This window comes from Desulfurivibrio modestus, assembly GCF_044068625.1.
Lineage (GTDB): Bacteria > Desulfobacterota > Desulfobulbia > Desulfobulbales > Desulfurivibrionaceae > Desulfurivibrio.
Window position 1 is genome coordinate 1 of sequence record NZ_JBIPKH010000005.1, and the last position, 18,333, is coordinate 18,333.

The following is an 18,333-nucleotide window of genomic DNA, read 5'->3' on the forward strand; positions in this document are numbered from 1 at the left end:
GGCCGGGGCCCCGAAGGCTTCCGACCCTCCCTGTGTGGGAGACGGGCAAGATAGCCGAACTGCCTGGGGGAGTCAACAGGAATTTCACCACGACCACACAAAAAACTAATGATCCGGAGCCGAGATCACAAGTTCAGTTAGTTAGCATAATAGCCAAAGGGCAAAGCCTGGGGTTTTTCCTTTGACCAGGCTGTTTATTCCACTACAATCGGAACAGATTACCGGCCCCGCAGACAGCGGGCGGACAAACAGATCTCCCTTTTTAAGCCGGGCCAATCTTCATCGCCTAAGATTATGACGACAGGAGGAGCGCCATGGAAACCGCACGCTTTTACCGAGTTCTGGATGAAGACAAGGTGCAGTGCTACCTCTGCCCCCATCATTGCCGAATCACTCCGGGGAAAAGGGGGATTTGCCGGGTGCGGGAAAATCGGGCCGGAACCCTGTACACTCTCAACTATGGCCGGTTGATCAGCGGCAACATCGACCCCATCGAAAAAAAGCCGATCTTTCATCTGCTGCCCGGCTCGCTCTCCTACTCCATCGCCACCGTGGGCTGCAATTTCCGCTGCCTGCATTGCCAGAATTATGAAATTTCGCAATATCCGGCCCTGCACAACAATGAGATCGCCGGCATTCTCCATACGCCGGCGGAGGTGGTGGCGGCGGCCCAGGCGGGAAGCTGCCGCAGTATCAGCTATACCTATGTCGAGCCGACCATCTTCTATGAATTTGCTTTTGATACCGCCCAATTGGCCCGAAAGGCGGGGGTGCGCAACATCTTCGTCAGCAACGGCTACATTGGCCCCGAGGCGACCCGGGAGATCGCCCCCTGGCTTGATGCCATCAACATCGACCTCAAGGCTTTCAGCCAACGATTTTACCATGAGGTCTGCGGCGCCCACCTGCAACCGGTACTGGACACCATAATATTAATGAAGGAGCTGGGGATCTGGGTGGAGGTAACCACCCTTATCATTCCCGGCTGGAACGACTCGACAGAGGAGCTGACAGAGATCGCCCGCTTCCTGGTGGCGATCGATCCCCACATCCCCTGGCACGTCTCCCGTTTCTGGCCCACCTATAAAATGATGGGCCCCCACCCCACCCCACCGGAAACCCTGCATCGGGCCCGGGAGATCGGCCGGGCATCCGGGCTGCATCATGTTTACGTGGGCAATATCCACGACAATGAAGGGGAAAACACCACCTGCCCCAACTGCGGCACCACTCTGATCACCAGACTGGGGTTCGGGGTCGGCAGCAATCAACTGATCAAAGGCCACTGTCCGCAATGCGACACGGAGATCGCCGGCCGCTGGTAGGCGAAGGTGCGGGGGGCCAAGCAAAAACCTTCCACCAATTTCAACGGCAATTTCATTGACGAAACTCGGAATTCAGGGTTTAATCTCGTGATTTTGTCGTCTCTGCGGGAAATACCCGGAAAAAATTGCTAATAGGCCGCCTGCCCATTGAGTTATTTCGTTTACCAGATCATCGCCTGGACCATTTTCCTGATTGTTTTTCCGTTTTTTTTAATCTATTCACTGGGTGGCGGCAGACAGGAACTCTGGCAACGGCTGGGACTTTATCGTGCCACTCCGCGCAAGCCTGACGGCAGGCCGCGAATCTGGCTGCATGCCGCTTCGGTGGGAGAGGTGCAGGTGGCTCGCGCCCTGGTCCGGGAGCTTGGCCGGCAGTTACCCGAAGCCGAAATATGGGTCTCCACTCTGACCCGGCAAGGGTTGCAGGTTTGTCGTGAACAGATGCCGGACGGGGTTCATTGCCTCTTTGCCCCCCTGGATCTGGCCGGGATCTGCTCCCGGATGATGCGGAACATCGGGCCCGATCTCTATGTCTGTCTTGAGACCGAGCTCTGGCCGGAAATTATCCGTCAGGCGGCCCGGCACCAGGCCGGCCCGGCACTGCTTAATGCCAGGCTTTCCGAGCGATCTTTGCGCCGCTATCGGCGCTGGCCGGCCGCCTCATTGATTATGGCAACCATCTCCCGTTTCCGGGTCATCGCCGCCATCGGCGAAGATGACGCCCGCCGCTACCGGGAGCTGGGCGCCGATCCGGCCGCCGTGGTTATCAGCGGCAATGCCAAATATGATTTGACCCCGGTCGCCGCTGGCAAACCCTGCTCGACCCCGGCGACCAGGATCGAGCTGGAAGGTGGTCTCAACAGCTTGTGTTCCCAACTGGGAATCGGCCCAGAGCAACCGGTTCTGGTCTGCGGCAGCACCCACCACGGTGAAGAGGAGCTGCTGCTCACCGCCTGGCGCAAGCTGAAGCGTAATCTGCCCGGCCTGGTCTGGGTTATAGCCCCCCGCCATCTCCGCAGACTGCCGGAGATCGAGGCCATGTTCCGGGGCAGGAATCTCGAATATTGGCGGCTGAGCGAACTCTCCTCCGGAGCGGCGGCCGGCGGAGCCGCCCGAACCGAGAATCAACGGGCCACGGTGATTCTGGTGGACCAGATGGGGAAACTGGCCGAACTTTACGCGGTGGCCGACTATGTTTTCTGCGGCGGCAGCCTGGTTCAGCGCGGGGGCCATAATCTGCTGGAGGCGGCGGCCCACGGCAAGCCGGTGCTGTTCGGACCCCATATGGATGATTTCCGGGAGGATGCCGAGCTGCTGCGCCAGGGAGGTGGCGGTTTTCTGGTCCGTGACGAAGAGGAACTCTGTCAACGGATCATGGCTTTCCACACCCGCCCCGCCGAGTACCACCGGGCGGCGGAGCAGGCTGGCGGCATCGCCCGGCGCCTGCGGGGCGCGGCCCGGCAACAGGTAGAAATTATTAAACAACTGATCGACCAGAACGTCGGAAAAAATAACAGCAGAGGACAATGATGAAAGCATGCATCGCCCTGGAAGACGGGACTGTTTTTGAAGGGGTATCCTTTACCGGTCGAGGCGAAACCACCGGTGAGATTGTTTTCAATACCGGTATGAGCGGCTATCAGGAGCTGTTGAGCGACCCCTCCTATAAAGGCCAGATCGTCGCCATGACCTACCCGCTGATCGGCAACTATGGGATCAACGAGGAAGATATGGAGTCGGGTCGGGTCCAGGTGGAGGCCTTTATCGCCCGCGAATACTGCCCTTTCCCCAGCAATTATCGTTCCACCGGCACCCTGGCCGAACTGCTGCAAAAATATGGGGTACTGGGGATCGAGGGGGTGGACACCCGGGCTCTAACCCGCCATATCCGAACCGTCGGAGCGATGAAGGGGATCGTATCAACCGAGGATCTGGATCATGCCTCGCTGGTGGCCAAGGCGAAAAAATCGCCGGGCCTGGTGGGACGCGATCTGGTCCGGGAGGTTACCTGCCCCGAACCTTACGTCTGGACCGACCGGGGGCCCCAGCCCGGCACCGCCTTTGCGGGGGCCACGCCGGGTCCTTACAAGGTCGTGGCCATCGACTACGGCCTTAAATACAATCAGCTGCGTCTGCTGGCCGAGCGGGGCTGCCAGGTCCAGGTGGTTCCCTGCCATACCGACGCCGACACCATCCTGGGCCTCAACCCCGATGGTATTTTCCTTTCCAACGGCCCCGGTGACCCCGCCGGCATCCCGGGGGTGATCGATACCATCCGGGCCCTGCTGGGCAAAAAGCCGATCTTCGGGATCTGCCTGGGCAACCAGTTGCTGGGACTGGCCTACGGTGGCAAAACCTACAAGCTCAAGTTCGGCCATCGCGGCATCAACCAGCCGGTCAAGGATCTGACCACCGGCAAGGTGGAGATCACCTCACAAAACCATGGGTTCTGCCTGGACATGGCCACTCTCGACCCCACCGAGGTTGAGCTGACCCACATCAACCTCAACGATGATTCGGTGGAGGGGATCCGGCATCGCCGATTCCCGGCCTTCTCCGTCCAGTATCATCCCGAAAACGCCCCCGGCCCCCATGATGCCATCTATCTATTCGACCGTTTCGTCGACGCGATGAAATAGATTGGCACCACCAAGCTTCAATCGATAAAACCATAGATATAAGGATAGCCAACGGCCATGCCCAAACGTACCGACATCAAAAAAATTCTGATCATCGGCTCCGGCCCCATCATCATCAGCCAGGCCTGCGAATTTGACTACTCCGGCACCCAGGCGGTCAAGGCCCTGAAGGAGGAAGGCTACCAGGTGGTGCTGATCAACTCCAATCCGGCCACCATCATGACCGATCCGGAGATCGCCGACGCCACCTATATCGAACCCATCACCCCCGAGTTCGTGGCCAAGGTGATCGAAAAGGAGCGACCTGATGCCCTGCTCCCCACCCTGGGCGGCCAGACCGGCCTCAACACCGCCATCCGGGTGGCGGAGATGGGAGTGCTGGAAAAGTACGGAGTGGAGTTGCTGGCGGCCAAGATCGACGTAATCCGCAAGGCCGAAGGCCGGGACTCCTTCCGGGCGGCCATGCGCAAGATCGGCCTCAAGGTGCCCGAGAGCGTGATTATCCACACCCTGAGCGAGGCCAAGGCGGCGGCGGCCGAGATCGGTTTCCCCATCATCGTTCGGCCCAGCTTCACCCTGGGCGGCACCGGGGGCGGCATTGCCTACAACCAGCAGGAATTGGAGGAGATCTGCGAATCCGGCCTCGACCTTTCCATCAACAGCGAGGTGATGCTGGAAAAGAGCCTGCTGGGCTGGAAGGAGTATGAGCTGGAGGTGATGCGGGACAAGAACGATAACGTGGTGATCATCTGTTCCATTGAAAATATCGATCCCATGGGGGTCCACACCGGCGACTCCATCACCGTGGCCCCGGCCCAGACCCTGAGCGACCGCGAATACCAGGCCATGCGCAACGCCTCCATCGCCATCATGCGGGAGATCGGGGTGGAAACCGGCGGTTCCAACGTCCAGTTCGCCGTCAACCCCGCCGACGGCGAACTGATGGTGATCGAGATGAATCCCCGGGTCAGCCGCTCCTCGGCCCTGGCCTCCAAGGCCACCGGCTTTCCCATCGCCAAGATCGCCGCCAAGCTGGCGGTGGGCTACACCCTGGATGAGATCAAAAACGACATCACCCGCGAGACCTACGCCGCTTTTGAGCCCACCATCGACTACTGTGTAATCAAAATTCCCCGCTGGACCTTCGAAAAATTTCCCGAGGCCGATGATTTCCTCACCACCGCCATGAAATCGGTGGGTGAAACCATGGCCATCGGCCGCACCTTCAAGGAGGCCCTGCAGAAAGGGCTGCGCTCCCTGGAGATCGGCTGCACCGGCTTTGGAGCCGACCGCAGGTTTGAAAAATTCGCCGAGCTGGATGAAGCCGACCTGGAAAGCGCCCTGCGCAAGCCCAATTCCCAGCGGATTTTCCAACTTTATGAAGCTCTGCGCCGGGGAATCAGCGTGAATCGGATCCACGAGGTCACCATGATCGACCCCTGGTTCCTCAACCATATGGCCCAGTTGGTGGAAACCGAGCGGGAAATTCGCCAAGCCGGCTTCACCGGCCTGGAGGCCCAGCGACTCCACAAGGTCAAACAGTACGGCTTTTCCGACCGGCAGCTGGCTTACCTGACCGGCACCTCCGAGGATGATATTCGCGAGTTGCGGGACAAGCTCTCGCAAAAACCGGTTTACAAGCTGGTGGACACCTGTGCCGCCGAGTTTGAAGCCTACACCCCCTATTTCTACTCTACCTACGAGTCAGAAGACGAGGGGCGAGCCAGCGATCGGCGTAAGGTTATGATCCTGGGCGGCGGCCCCAACCGGATCGGCCAGGGGATCGAGTTCGATTACTGCTGCGTCCACGCCTCCTTCGCCCTCAGGGAGCTGGGGGTTGAATCGATCATGGTTAACTCCAATCCGGAGACGGTCTCCACCGACTACGACACCTCCGATCGCCTCTACTTCGAGCCCCTGACCCGGGAGGATGTGCTTAACATTATTGAGCAAGAGCAACCGGAGGGGGTAATCGTCCAGTTTGGCGGCCAGACTCCTTTGAATCTGGCAGTGCCCCTGGCCAAGGCCGGGGTGCCGATTCTGGGGACCTCCCCCGACTCCATCGACCGGGCCGAAGATCGGGAACGATTCCAGCAGTTTCTGCAGAAGTTGAACCTGCGCCAGCCGGCCAACGGTATCGCCCACAACGCCGAGGAAGCCCTGGTGATCGCCAAGGAGATCGGCTACCCGGTGGTGGTCCGCCCCTCTTACGTTCTGGGCGGTCGGGCCATGCGGATTGTCTACAACGAACGGGACCTGACCCATTACATGCACACCGCCGTCGATGTCTCCCCGGAACACCCGATCCTGGTGGACAAATTCCTCAAGGATGCCATCGAGGTCGATGTGGACGCAATCTCCGACGGCCAGACCACCATCATCGGCGGCATTATGCAGCATATTGAAGAGGCGGGGATCCACTCCGGTGATTCCGCCTGCGTCCTGCCTCCCCACACTTTGGCCGCCGAGATGATCGAAGAGATCAAGGCGGCCAGCCGGGCCATGGCGGCGGAGCTTAAGGTCAAGGGGTTGATGAACGTCCAGTTCGCGGTGAAAGAGAACACCCTTTTCGTCCTGGAGGTCAATCCCCGGGCCTCGCGCACCGTGCCCTTTGTCAGCAAAGCCACCGGAGTGCCCTTGGCCAAGCTGGCCACCAAGGTGATGATGGGGGCCACCCTGGCCGAACTGGGCCTGACCAGTGAGGTTAAGATCAAACATTTCGCGGTCAAGGAGGCGGTTTTCCCCTTTGACCGGTTCGATAATGTTGACACCATTCTTGGCCCGGAGATGAAATCCACCGGCGAGGTGATGGGAATCGACGATTGCGTGGGGCTGGCCTTTGCCAAGTCGCAACTTGCCGCCGGCCAGAAAATCCCTCAGTCGGGCACCGTCTTCTTAAGTGTGCGGCATCCCGACAAACCGGCCATCGTGCCCATCGCTCGGCGCCTGGTTGAACTGGGCTTTACCCTGGTGGCCACCGGTGGTACCGCCGCCCAGCTCAAGGGAGAGGGAGTGGATTGCGCCAAGGTGCAAAAAATTTCCGAAGGACGCCCCCACGTTCTGGATATGCTCCGCAACCACCAGATCCAGTGGATCGTCAATATCTCCATGGGCACCCGAACCACCGAGGACTCCTACACCATTCGCCGGGCCGCCCTGGACTACCACCTGCCCTACACCACCACCCTGGCCGGGGCCGAATCGATGGTTCGGGCGATCAGCACCATGCGGGAAAAAACCATGGGGGTTAAGCCGATCCAGCAGTTCCAACAAAGCACCAATTGAGCCGAGGACTGGACTTTCCTCCCTTTCTGGCTTAATGTGTCCGTTTCGGGCTTAACAGCGATCTCACTTGGAGGATCATTTGAATATTTTCTATAAAAACCTCTCGATGTGGCTGATCATCGGTCTCACCCTGATCATGCTCTTCAACCTCTTCAACAAACCGCAGCCCCAGGTCAGCGAAATGAGCTACAGCGATTTCATGACCAGCGTCGAGGCCGGGGCGGTGCGCGAGGTGGAGGTCCAGGGCAGCGAGCTGAGGGTTGAGGGGCCTGAAGGGCGTATCTTCAAGGTGATAACCCCCAACGACGCCGAAATGATCCCCCTGCTGCGCCAAAACGGGGTCAACATCAAAGTCAAGGAGAAGGAGGGCACTCCCTGGTACCTGACCATCCTGGTTTCCTGGTTTCCCATGCTGCTGTTGATCGGGGTTTGGATCTTCTTCATGCGCCAGATGCAGATGGGCGGCGGCAAGGCGATGAGTTTCGGCAAAAGCCGGGCCCGACTGCTGGATCATGAAACCAGCAAAATCACCTTCAAGGATGTGGCCGGCATTGAAGAGGCCAAGGAGGAGTTGTCCGAGATTATCGATTTCTTAAAAGATCCCGGTAAGTTTACCCGGCTGGGCGGTCGTATTCCCAAGGGGGTGCTGCTGATGGGTCCCCCGGGCACCGGCAAGACCCTGCTGGCCAAGGCCATTGCCGGCGAAGCCCAGGTTCCCTTTTTCTCCATCAGCGGTTCCGATTTCGTGGAGATGTTTGTCGGGGTCGGGGCCTCCCGGGTCCGGGACCTTTTTATCCAGGGCAAGAAGAGCGCCCCCTGCATCATCTTTATCGATGAGATCGATGCGGTGGGCCGCCACCGCGGGGCGGGCCTGGGCGGCGGCCACGACGAGCGGGAGCAGACCCTGAACCAGTTGCTGGTGGAGATGGACGGCTTTGAAGCCAACGAGGGGGTGATCATTGTCGCAGCCACCAACCGGCCCGATGTTCTCGACCCCGCCCTGCTCCGCCCAGGCCGTTTCGACCGCCAGGTGGTGGTGCCGGTGCCCGATGTTAAGGGGCGGGAGATGATCCTGCACGTCCATGGCCGGAAAACCCAGATCGCCGATAATGTGGATTGGGCCCAGATCGCCCGCGGAACCCCCGGTTTCTCCGGGGCCGATCTGGAAAACATGGTCAACGAGGCAGCCCTGCTGGCCGCCCGCCAAGGGGCGGAAAAGGTCGAAATGACCCATTTGGAGCAGGCCAAGGACAAGGTGATGATGGGCTCCGAACGCCGGAGCATGATCATCACCGAGAAGGAGAAGAAGATCACCGCCTACCACGAAGCGGGCCATGCCCTGGTGGCCCGGCTGCTGCCCGGCACCGACCCCCTGCACAAGGTCACCATCATCCCCCGGGGGCGAGCCCTGGGCCTGACCCAGCAGTTGCCCCTGGAGGATAAATATACCTACGCCCGCAGCTACCTGATCAACAATATCTGCATTCTGCTGGGCGGCCGGGTGGCCGAGGAGCTGGTGTTTGGCGAGATCACCACCGGCAGCGGCAACGATATCGAACGGGCCACCACCATGGCCCGCAAGATGGTTTGCGAGTGGGGGATGAGCGACGCCATGGGGCCGTTGACCTTCGGCAAGAAGGAGGAGCAGATCTTCCTGGGGCGGGAGATCTCCCAGCATCGGGATTACTCTGAATCCACCGCCATCCAGATCGACAACGAGGTCAAGCGCCTGGTCCAGGATGCCAACGACCAGGTTCATGCCCTGCTCAAGGAAAACCTGGACGCCCTGCACCTGGTCGCCGCCGAACTGCTGGAAAAGGAGACCCTGTTGCTGGAAGATATCGAGCGGATCATTGCCGAGGCCAGGGGGGAGACTCCGCCCCAAGCCCCCCCCCAGACTGAACCGGCGGCCAAGCAGGGGAAAGATAACCCGCCGGAACCCGAGGCGGAATCGGATCAGGCCCCTCCTCCCGAGCAACCGCAAAGCTGAACCATGGAAACCCCAAGCAGTAAAGCCGGGTTTCTCGACAGCTCAGTCCCCCACCGGGCACGGATCATGGGGATCCTGAACCTCACTCCGGACTCCTTTTCCGACGGCGGGAAACTGGCCGATCACCGAAGCCTGCTGGGCCATACCGAAAAGATGCTCGCCGCCGGGGTTGATATCCTGGATATCGGCGGCGAATCCACCCGCCCCATGGCCCCGGCCGTGGCGGTGGAGGAGGAGTTGCGCCGGGTAATTCCCGCCATCGAAGCGATCCGGAAACTGGCCCCCAAGATCCCCATCTCCATCGATACCACCAAGGCCACCGTGGCCCGCCAGGCCCTGGCCGCCGGCGCCGATATGATCAACGACATCAGCGCCCTGCGCTTTGATCCGGCCATGGTGGAGCTGGCCGCCGGCGGCGACTGGCCGGTGATCATCATGCATATGCAGGGCACCCCCCGTGACATGCAGCTTGCCCCCCACTATGATGACGTGGTGGCCGAAATCAAGCGGTTTCTGGCCCGGCGGATCGAAGAGCTGAGCCAACAGGGGATTCAACGGGAGCGGCTGATTATCGACCCGGGCCTCGGCTTTGGCAAAAGCCTGGAGCACAATCTGGCGATCCTGCGCAATCTGGCCCAGTTCCGTTCCCTGGGCCGACCGCTGTTGATCGGCCACTCCCGCAAATCGTTTCTGACCAAACTGCTGGGGGAGTTGCCGATGGAGGAGCGCGACCTGCCCTCGGCGGTGGTGGCCGCTCTCTGCGCCCTCAATGGCGCGGATATTATCCGTACCCACAATGTTGCAGCCACCCGTCAGGCCCTCCGCCTGGCCCAGGTGTGGCAATAAAGGCTGCCCAAGACGTTTGCCCAAACCTTTTGGATGATGCCAAAACCATGAGCCTGCAAACCAAAATTGCCCGCTATCGCAAATATAACGATGAGCGGATCGCCAAGTCGATGGTCTTCAACCCCCAGAAGGGCAATATTATCTTCTCGGTGGTGCCTTACCTGCTCCACGTCAACCATCCGGACCTGCCCGGCCATTTGCCGGCCCCCGGCTCCCCCCGGGGCATCTGCGATTTCGACCCGACCGTCGCTCTTTCCAGTGAACTGTTCCGCCGTTTTTTCCCCACCTCCTCGGCCCCGAAAAGCGATGATATCATGCTGCCGCCGGATCAGTGCGCCATCCACTCACTAAAAACCATTGGCAGTGTCGGCACCATCGCCCAGTCGGAAAAATCGGATTGCGACTACTGGGTCAGTATCCACCAGGAGCAGCTGGGTAGCGAGGGGGTTGAACTGTTGCGCCGGAAATGTGCCGGGATTGAAGAGTGGACCCAAAAGAAAGGGGTTGAGACCCACTTCTTTCTGATGGATATCACCCAGACCCGGGACAATTGCTTTGAATCCACCGCCGAGGAGGAATCCGCCGGCAGCGCCCTCAAAATTCTGCTCAAGGACGAACTGTTCCGCACCCATCTGCTGGTGGCGGGCAAACCCCTGCTCTGGTGGTTTATCCCCCCGGGCCTGGGTGAAGGACAATACCGCTCCCTGGTGCAGCGCCTGGTCGAGGAGCGCAAGATCAACCCCGATGATTTTGTCGACCTGGGCAACGTGACCGGGATCCCCAAGGCGGAGATCTTCGGCGCCTGCCTCTGGCAGATGAACAAAGCCCTGGACAGCCCCTTCAAGTCGGTGATCAAGTTCGCCTACCTGGAGTTGCTGCTCCAGCAGCAGAGCAACGCCCTGCCGCTCTTTTCCGACAAAGTCAAACGGCTGGTCACCTGGCCCGAAAAGCTGACCTACCCCAAGGAAAAGCTCGACCCGGCCGAGGTGGACCCCTATCTCCTGCTGGCCCGGGAAATCATCGCCTTTTATCAGCAGGCCAAGGTCGAACAGATGCACAAGTGGGCCGACCTGATCCGGGAATGCCTCTTCCTCAAAACCCTGGAAGGGGTCGAATCACAAAAGCAGGCCAAGTTCGGTCAGAAAAACCATCTCAAAACCACCATGGCCCAGATGGAAAGCTGGGATATCCTGCCGGCCAACCACCAGGATTTCCTTGATTTTTCCTGGCAGTACAAAGAGCTGCTCTTTTTTGGGACCAGGGTCCATGAGTACCTGATTGAAACCTACAAACGCCTGCGCTGGTTCTTCAAGAAATTCGGTCCCAATACCGGCCTGACCATCACCGAGCGGGACATCTCCATTCTGGGACGTAAACTTTTCACCTTTTATGAACAGAAATCGGCCAAAATTGACTATATCCGCAGCGTCTCCCGCCACCTGATGGCGATGGATGATATCACCATCCATATCACCAAATATGAGGGACGTTTTTTCTACTACGCCTTCTGTGGCGAACAGGACCACAACACGGTCAAGGAGCGGATGGAGTCGGTGATCAAGCGCGACGACAACCTGATCCGGCTGGTCGCCTGGCTCCTGGTCAACGGCATCCTGGCCGCCCAGACCCGGCTCCATCTGACCAAAAACTTTCTCCCCATCGACCTGGTGGACATCCAGAACCTGGCGGAGAGCATGCTCAACACCTTTCCCATCATCCACTTTTCGCAGATCCCCCCCAATCGCTTGCTGGAACAGGAAAACACCCTCCGGGCCCTGGTGATCGTCAACTTCTTCAAAGAGCCGATCATGGGCGGGAAAACCATGGCCTCAACCATCATGAGCGAAAACAGTTATGGCGAATATTTTCTCCACGATTACAGTACACTGACCCAGCTTAAAAACGCGATGCGGGTCCTGCTCACCCGCCACTTTGTGAGCCGCTGGAACAACAACCTGGATTTTTTTATTACCAACCAGGAAGAGGCCAGCAACATCAAGCTGATGCTGAACAATTGACAACCGTTGACGAGAGAGCCTTAATGACCCGCAAAAGCAAGCTTACCTTGGGCCCCGAATCCTGCAAAGAGCACTGCGCCGCCGAGCAGTGCCCGAGCAAGGAACAAGACCAGGTCGCCACCATCCGCTCCCAGTTGCCGGAAGTGGTGGATCGGATCGTCGCCACCTGTGAAAACCGCAACTGCTTCGAGCATGTCGAGGCCGAACCCCTCCCCTCACGGCGCCGGGCGGTTAGCATCCTCGATTCCTGCCGGGAGATCATTTTCCCCGGCTACTTCGGTCGCCAGGGGATCGACCGGGTCAACCTGAGATACCGGATCGGCCTGGAGGTTTCCGAGCTGTTTGATCTCCTGGCCGCGGAGATCGCCAACGCCATCCGCCACGAATGTACCCGTCACGGCCATATCTGTCAGCACTGCGAGGAATCTGGCCAGGAAAAGGCCCTGCTCTTTATCCAGCAGTTGCCGGAGCTGCGCGCCCTGCTGGCCAGCGACGTTCACGCCGCCTACCAGGGGGATCCGGCCGCCGCCGGTTACGACGAGATCATCTTCAGTTATCCCGGCCTGCACGCTATCACCATCTACCGGATCGCCCACGCCCTTTATCGTCTTGAGGTGCCGATCCTGCCCCGGATCATGACCGAACACGCCCACAGTATCACCGGCATCGACATCCATCCCGGGGCCCGCATCGGTCGATCCTTCTTTATCGACCACGGCACCGGGGTGGTGATCGGCCAGACCGCGGTGCTGGGCACCCGGGTCAAACTTTACCAGGGGGTAACCCTGGGAGCCCTGGCCTTCCGCCGTGACGAGGCTGGCCAACTGGAGCGCCATACCAAACGCCATCCCACCCTGGAGGATGACGTCACCGTTTACGCCGGTTCCACCATTTTAGGCGGCGAGACGGTGATCGGGGCCCGCTCGGTGATCGGCGGCAATATCTGGCTGACCCATTCGGTGCCGCCTGATACCAAAGTGGTACTCAACCCCCCCGAGCTGGTTTACAAACGGCAACCAAACGGCGGTCAATCGTCGCCGGAAGTGGCGGCCGCCGACAAATAATAGTGGAAATTAACGACGATTTAGTTTAGCTTTCTCTGATTTGTCGGTCTGCCGGAAGCCAGCGTTCCATGGCCCCTGGTCCCGGATCCACACCCCTGCACAATCAATGGGTATTAACTTATCCTTTTCAATTCAAGCTGAAGGAGTCGAACTATGTCGCGTAAAATGGTCACCATCGACGGCAATCAGGCCTGCACCCATGTAGCCTATGCCACCAGCGAAATCATCACCATTTACCCCATTACCCCCTCCACCCCCATGGCGGCCGAGTCCGACACCAAAGCCGCCGCCGGCCAGAAAAATATCTGGGGTTCAATCCCGGTGGTTACCCAGATGCAATCCGAGGGCGGGGTGGCCGGCGCCCTGCATGGCAGTCTCACCACCGGGGCACTCTGCACCACCTTCACCGCCTCCCAGGGTCTCTTTCTGATCATGCCCAATATGTACAAGATCGCCGGTGAGCTGACCCCCACCGTTTTTCACGTCACCGCCCGTTCGGTGGCCTGCCAGGGGCTGTCGATCTTCGGCGACCACGGCGACGTGATGGCGGTCCGCCAGACCGGCTGGGCGATGCTCTGCTCCCAGAACGTCCAGGAGGCCCAGGATATGGCCCTGATCGCCACCCAGGCCTCCCTGAAGTCCCGGATCCCCTTTATCCACTTCTTCGACGGTTTCAGGACCTCCCACGAGATCCAGAAGATGGAGCAGCTCAGCTTCGACGACATGCGGGCCATGATCGACGAGGAGCTGGTGACGGCCCACCGGGCCCGCGGCCTCTCCCCCGACCGGCCGATGATGCGCGGCACCGCCCAGAACCCCGATGTCTATTTCACCGGTCGCGAGACGGTCAACAAATACTATCAGGCCTGCCCCGGCATCGTCCAGCAGACCATGGACCGCTTCGCCCAACTGACCGGCCGCCGCTACCATCTCTTTGATTACTTCGGCGCCCCCGACGCCGAAAACGTGGTGGTGATGATGGGCAGTGGCTCCGAAACGGTACGGGCCACCCTTGAACACCTGATCGCCAAAGAGAATGCCAAGGTCGGCCTGGTGGTGGTTCGTCTCTTCCGCCCCTTCGACAGCAAGGCCATGGTCAACGCCCTGCCGGCCAGCGTCAAGCGGATCACCGTGCTGGACCGCACCAAGGAGCCGGGCAGCGCCGGCGAACCCCTCTACCTCGACGTCCGGGCCGCCATCGGCGAGTCGGTGGAGAGCAACCGGGCCGCCTGCCAGCCCGTAATCCTCGGGGGCCGTTACGGCCTGGGGTCGGCCGAATTCACCCCGGCCATGGTCAAGGCGATCCTGGACAACATGGCCGCCTGGGCCCCCAAGAACCACTTCTGTGTCGGCCCCAACGACGACGTGGCCTACACCAGCCTCGACTACGACACCGCCTTCAGCATCGAGGGCCAGGAGGTGCATCGCTGCATGTTCTACGGTCTGGGCAGCGACGGCACCGTGGGCGCCAACAAAAACACCATCAAGATCATCGGCACCGAAACCGACAACTCGGCCCAGGGCTACTTCGTTTATGACTCCAAGAAATCGGGCTCGATGACCGTCAGCCACCTCCGGTTCGGCAAAAACCAGATCATCGCCCCCTACCTGATCGACAAGGCGACCTTTATCGCCTGCCACAACTTCACCTTCCTCGATAAGTACGACATGCTGGGCAACCTGGAGGACAAAGGCACCTTCCTGCTCACCTCCCCCTACAGCGCCAAGGAGATCTGGAAGCATCTGCCGGCCCCGGTTCAGCAGCAACTGATCGACAAGCAGGCCAAATTCTACGTGATCGATGCCATCAAGCTGGCCGAGGCCCTGGGCCTGGGCGCCCGGATCAACATGATCATGCAGACCGCCTTCTTCCTGATCTCCGGCATTCTGACCAAAAAGGAAGCGATCGACCGGATCAAGGACGCCATCAAAAAGACTTACGGCAAGAAGGGCGAGAAGGTGGTCAAGATGAACTACGACGCCGTTGATGCCGCGGTCAACAATATCAATGAGGTCAAGGTACCCAAGAAGGTGGATGGTCACCTGCTGCCGCCGGTGGTGCCCGAGGATGCGCCCGAGTTCGTCAAAAAGGTCAGCGCCAAGATGATCGCCGGCAAGGGTCACCTGGTCAAGGTTTCCGATATGCCGGCCGACGGCACCTGGCCCACCGGCACCACCCAGTACGAGAAGCGCAATATCGCCGTCCACGTCCCGGAATGGCTGCCGGAAAACTGCATCCAGTGCGGCCGTTGCTCGCTGGTCTGCCCCCATGCCGCCATCCGGATGAAGGTCGTCAACCCCGCCGACCTCAAGGGCAAAAGCAAGAGCCTCAAGAGTGTCGCGGCGGTGGGCAAGCAATTCAAGGACCGGGAAGCGGTTATCCAGGTCTTCACCGAGGATTGCTGCGGCTGCACCCTGTGTGTCGAGGTCTGCCCGGCCAAGACCAAGGCCCTGAAGATGATCGACAACACCGAGAAGGTCCGGGAGCAGGAAGCTCCCAACGTCAAGTTCTTCCTCAACCTGCCGGAGGTTCCCGATGCCGACGTCGATATCTCCACGGTTAAGGGCAGCCAGCTGAAACGGCCGCTGATGGAGTTCTCCGGCGCCTGCGCCGGCTGCGGCGAAACCCCCTATATCAAACTGGCCACCCAGATGTTCGGGGACCGGATGCTGATCGCCAACGCCACCGGCTGTTCCTCGATCTACGGCGGCAACCTGCCCACCACCCCTTACTGCAAGCGGGCCGACGGCCGGGGACCGGCCTGGGCCAACTCGCTGTTTGAGGACAACGCCGAATTTGGTCTCGGCATGCGCTACTCGGTCAACAAACTGGCCGCCCAGGCGGCTGAACTGCTGGGCGAGGCGGTGGCGGCCAAGCTGATCACCAAGAAGATGGCCGATGAGCTGATCAACGCCTCCCAGAAAAACCAGGTGGAGATCGAAGCCCAGCGGGAGCGGGTGGCCAAACTGAAGGAAAAACTGGCCGGTGACGACTCCGTCATCAGCCGCCGGCTGCTGCCGGTGGCCGACTACCTGGTCAAGAAGTCGGTCTGGATCATCGGCGGCGACGGCTGGGCCTACGATATCGGTTACGGTGGTCTCGACCATGTTTTGGCCTCCGGCGAGAACGTCAATGTGCTGATCATGGACACCGAGGTTTACTCCAACACCGGCGGTCAGATGTCCAAGTCCACCCCCCGGGCGGCCACCGCCCAGTTCGCGGCCGGCGGCAAGAAGATGCCCAAGAAGGATATCGGCATGATCTTCGCTACCTACGGCAACGTCTATGTCGCCCGGGTGGCCCTTGGCGCCAACCCGGTGCAGGTGGTCAATGCCTTTGCCGAGGCCGAGGCCTATGACGGCCCCTCGCTGATCATCGCTTACTCGCACTGCGTGGGCCACGGCATCAACATGGCCAAGGGTCTGGACCAGCAGAAGAAGGCGGTGGAGTGCGGACACTGGCCGCTCTACCGCTTCAATCCCATGCTGGAGGCTGAAGGCAAGAATCCGCTCCACATCGAGAGCAAGGCCCCGTCGATCAAGTTTGCCGAATATGCCCTCAACGAAAACCGTTACCGGGCTTTGAAGCTGATGAATCCGACCATGGCCGACTCGCTGATGGAGCTGTCGCAGCAGGATGTGGATAAGGGTTGGAAGCGGCTGCAGGGGCTCCACAAGGCTCTGGAACCCAGCAAGTAAAGTGGCGGCAATCGCCAATAGCGGATGTTGTCGGGGGACCTCGGAATGAAAATTTCCGAGGTCCCCAACGACACCGGCATCACCGAAGGCGGGCGGGAGATCCGCTACGCCGTCGATGAAGCCGGGCGCTACAGCCCGGTGGGCAGCACCGGCTGGGAACCGGTAAACATTGCCAACAGCCTGGCCTGGGAAAAGATCCAGCAGGAGGTGGCGGCAATGACCATCGCCATCAAAAACGGCAGATTCAGCCCCCTGGCCTATTACATGGCCCTGAACCAGATGGATGCCGCCCTGTTGGCCGGATATGTCGGCATCTCCCGCTGGCGGGTCCGACTCCACCTCAAGCCGTTCTTCTTCCGGCGCCTTAACGACAAAACTCTGGCTCGTTACGCAACCCTCTTCAATATCAGCCCCGATGATTTGCGCCGGGGCAAACTGCTTCCCCCTTCCTACCCGCCGATCCTGACCGAACCGAGCAGATGAACTTCAACCACCGTCAGACGGCCCACTGTGAAAGCGGGGCCATTGCCAATCTGTTGACCCACCACGGCCTTGAACTGTCGGAACCCATGGCCTTCGGGCTGGGCCGCGGCCTCTTCTTCGGCTACTTCCCCTTTATCCGCCTCAATCACCTGCCCCTCATCGCCTATCGAGAGATGGCCGGGGCTATTCTCAAGGCGGTGGTGCGGGCGGTGGGTGCTAGACTGGAGGTGCAAAAGTTCCGTGATCCCCATCGGGCCATGACGGCTCTGGATCAACTGCTGGAGCGCGGAATTCCGGTGGGACTGCAGACCGGGATTTACTGGCTGCCCTATATTCCCCGGGCCTTCCGTTTCCATTTCAATGCCCACAACCTGATCGTTTACGGTCGCCGGGGTGATGAGTATCTGATCAGCGATCCGGTGATGCCCTGGCCCACCACCTGCGCCCGGGCCGACCTGATCCGAGCCCGTTTTGCCAGGGGCGCCCTGGCCCCCAAGGGGAAGATGTACCACATCAGCGCCCTGGAGCAGGCCCCCTCCCTGGCCCCCGCCGCCCGGACGGCGATTAAAAAAACCGCCGCCCGCCTTTTAAATCCGGTACCGCTCTTCGGGGTCAAGGGGATCCGTTTTCTGGCCAAACGGCTGCAAAAATGGCCGGAAAAAATGAGCCCGGAACAGGTAAAACTGCATCTGAGCCAGGTCATTCGCATGCAGGAAGAGATCGGCACCGGCGGTGGCGGCTTTCGCTTTCTCTATGCCGCTTTTCTCCAGGAGTGCGGCGATCTTTGCTCCGATCCCCGTCTGGCCGACTGCTCGCTGAAAATGACCGCAGCCGGGGATCGGTGGCGGGATTTCGCCACCATGGCCGCCAGATTTTGCAAGGATCGCACCCGGGAGGATGATTCTTTTCTGATGATGGGAGATATTCTCCGTGATTGCGCTGAGATGGAAGAAAAACTTTTCCGTGAACTGTTGCTTCTGTAAC

The 18,333-nt window shown here is 60.1% G+C and carries 11 protein-coding genes; all 11 read left to right on the forward strand.

The genetic code is table 11. The features are described from left to right. The first annotated feature begins 314 nt into the window (after positions 1 to 314). The gene (gene amrS / locus ACHHRT_RS04585; RefSeq protein WP_395498169.1) at positions 315 to 1,325 is read left to right on the forward strand and encodes an AmmeMemoRadiSam system radical SAM enzyme; all 1,011 of its coding nucleotides are present in this window, start codon (positions 315 to 317) and stop codon (positions 1,323 to 1,325) included. A 147-nt stretch (positions 1,326 to 1,472) separates the two neighbouring features. Then, positions 1,473 to 2,855, forward strand: a complete 1,383-nt coding sequence (locus ACHHRT_RS04590) for a 3-deoxy-D-manno-octulosonic acid transferase (RefSeq protein WP_395498171.1) — start codon at positions 1,473 to 1,475, stop codon at positions 2,853 to 2,855. After that, positions 2,855 to 3,964, forward strand: coding sequence for a glutamine-hydrolyzing carbamoyl-phosphate synthase small subunit (gene carA / locus ACHHRT_RS04595; RefSeq protein ID WP_395498428.1), 1,110 nt, complete (start codon positions 2,855 to 2,857; stop codon positions 3,962 to 3,964). Before ACHHRT_RS04590 ends, carA begins: the two co-directional genes overlap by 1 nt. A 57-nt stretch (positions 3,965 to 4,021) precedes the next feature. Then, positions 4,022 to 7,249: a carbamoyl-phosphate synthase large subunit gene (gene carB, locus ACHHRT_RS04600; protein ID WP_395498173.1), complete on the forward strand. Its 3,228-nt coding sequence runs from the start codon at positions 4,022 to 4,024 to the stop codon at positions 7,247 to 7,249. A 79-nt stretch (positions 7,250 to 7,328) separates the two neighbouring features. Continuing rightward, positions 7,329 to 9,239: an ATP-dependent zinc metalloprotease FtsH gene (gene ftsH, locus ACHHRT_RS04605; protein ID WP_395498175.1), complete on the forward strand. Its 1,911-nt coding sequence runs from the start codon at positions 7,329 to 7,331 to the stop codon at positions 9,237 to 9,239. Between the two features lie 3 nt (positions 9,240 to 9,242). Next, positions 9,243 to 10,085, forward strand: coding sequence for a dihydropteroate synthase (gene folP / locus ACHHRT_RS04610; protein WP_395498177.1), 843 nt, complete (start codon positions 9,243 to 9,245; stop codon positions 10,083 to 10,085). 47 nt (positions 10,086 to 10,132) lie between these two features. Continuing rightward, on the forward strand, positions 10,133 to 12,103 hold the full coding sequence (locus ACHHRT_RS04615) for a class I adenylate cyclase (protein WP_395498179.1): 1,971 nt from the start codon (positions 10,133 to 10,135) through the stop codon (positions 12,101 to 12,103). Between the two features lie 23 nt (positions 12,104 to 12,126). Continuing rightward, positions 12,127 to 13,167: a serine O-acetyltransferase EpsC gene (gene epsC / locus ACHHRT_RS04620; protein WP_395498181.1), complete on the forward strand. Its 1,041-nt coding sequence runs from the start codon at positions 12,127 to 12,129 to the stop codon at positions 13,165 to 13,167. Between the two features lie 153 nt (positions 13,168 to 13,320). Beyond that, on the forward strand, positions 13,321 to 16,866 hold the full coding sequence (gene nifJ / locus ACHHRT_RS04625) for a pyruvate:ferredoxin (flavodoxin) oxidoreductase (RefSeq protein WP_395498183.1): 3,546 nt from the start codon (positions 13,321 to 13,323) through the stop codon (positions 16,864 to 16,866). Positions 16,867 to 16,911: 45 nt separating this feature from the next. Continuing rightward, on the forward strand, positions 16,912 to 17,349 hold the full coding sequence (locus ACHHRT_RS04630; protein WP_395498185.1) for a DarG family dialkylresorcinol biosynthesis protein: 438 nt from the start codon (positions 16,912 to 16,914) through the stop codon (positions 17,347 to 17,349). Beyond that, positions 17,346 to 18,332: a BtrH-related acyltransferase DarH gene (darH, locus tag ACHHRT_RS04635; RefSeq protein WP_395498187.1), complete on the forward strand. Its 987-nt coding sequence runs from the start codon at positions 17,346 to 17,348 to the stop codon at positions 18,330 to 18,332. The genes ACHHRT_RS04630 and darH overlap by 4 nt, the downstream gene beginning before the upstream one ends. Position 18,333: the final 1 nt, after the last annotated feature.

Excerpts from the sequence above, each read along its gene's own strand:
- ACHHRT_RS04630 (WP_395498185.1), top strand. The coding sequence starts at position 16,912 with ATGAAAATTTCCGAGGTCCCCAACGACACCGGCATCACCGAAGGCGGG.
- epsC (WP_395498181.1), top strand. The coding sequence starts at position 12,127 with ATGACCCGCAAAAGCAAGCTTACCTTGGGCCCCGAATCCTGCAAAGAG.
- folP (WP_395498177.1), top strand. The coding sequence starts at position 9,243 with ATGGAAACCCCAAGCAGTAAAGCCGGGTTTCTCGACAGCTCAGTCCCC.
- carB (WP_395498173.1), top strand. The coding sequence starts at position 4,022 with ATGCCCAAACGTACCGACATCAAAAAAATTCTGATCATCGGCTCCGGC.
- nifJ (WP_395498183.1), top strand. The coding sequence starts at position 13,321 with ATGTCGCGTAAAATGGTCACCATCGACGGCAATCAGGCCTGCACCCAT.
- amrS (WP_395498169.1), top strand. The coding sequence starts at position 315 with ATGGAAACCGCACGCTTTTACCGAGTTCTGGATGAAGACAAGGTGCAG.
- darH (WP_395498187.1), top strand. The coding sequence starts at position 17,346 with ATGAACTTCAACCACCGTCAGACGGCCCACTGTGAAAGCGGGGCCATT.
- carA (WP_395498428.1), top strand. The coding sequence starts at position 2,855 with ATGAAAGCATGCATCGCCCTGGAAGACGGGACTGTTTTTGAAGGGGTA.
- ACHHRT_RS04615 (WP_395498179.1), top strand. The coding sequence starts at position 10,133 with ATGAGCCTGCAAACCAAAATTGCCCGCTATCGCAAATATAACGATGAG.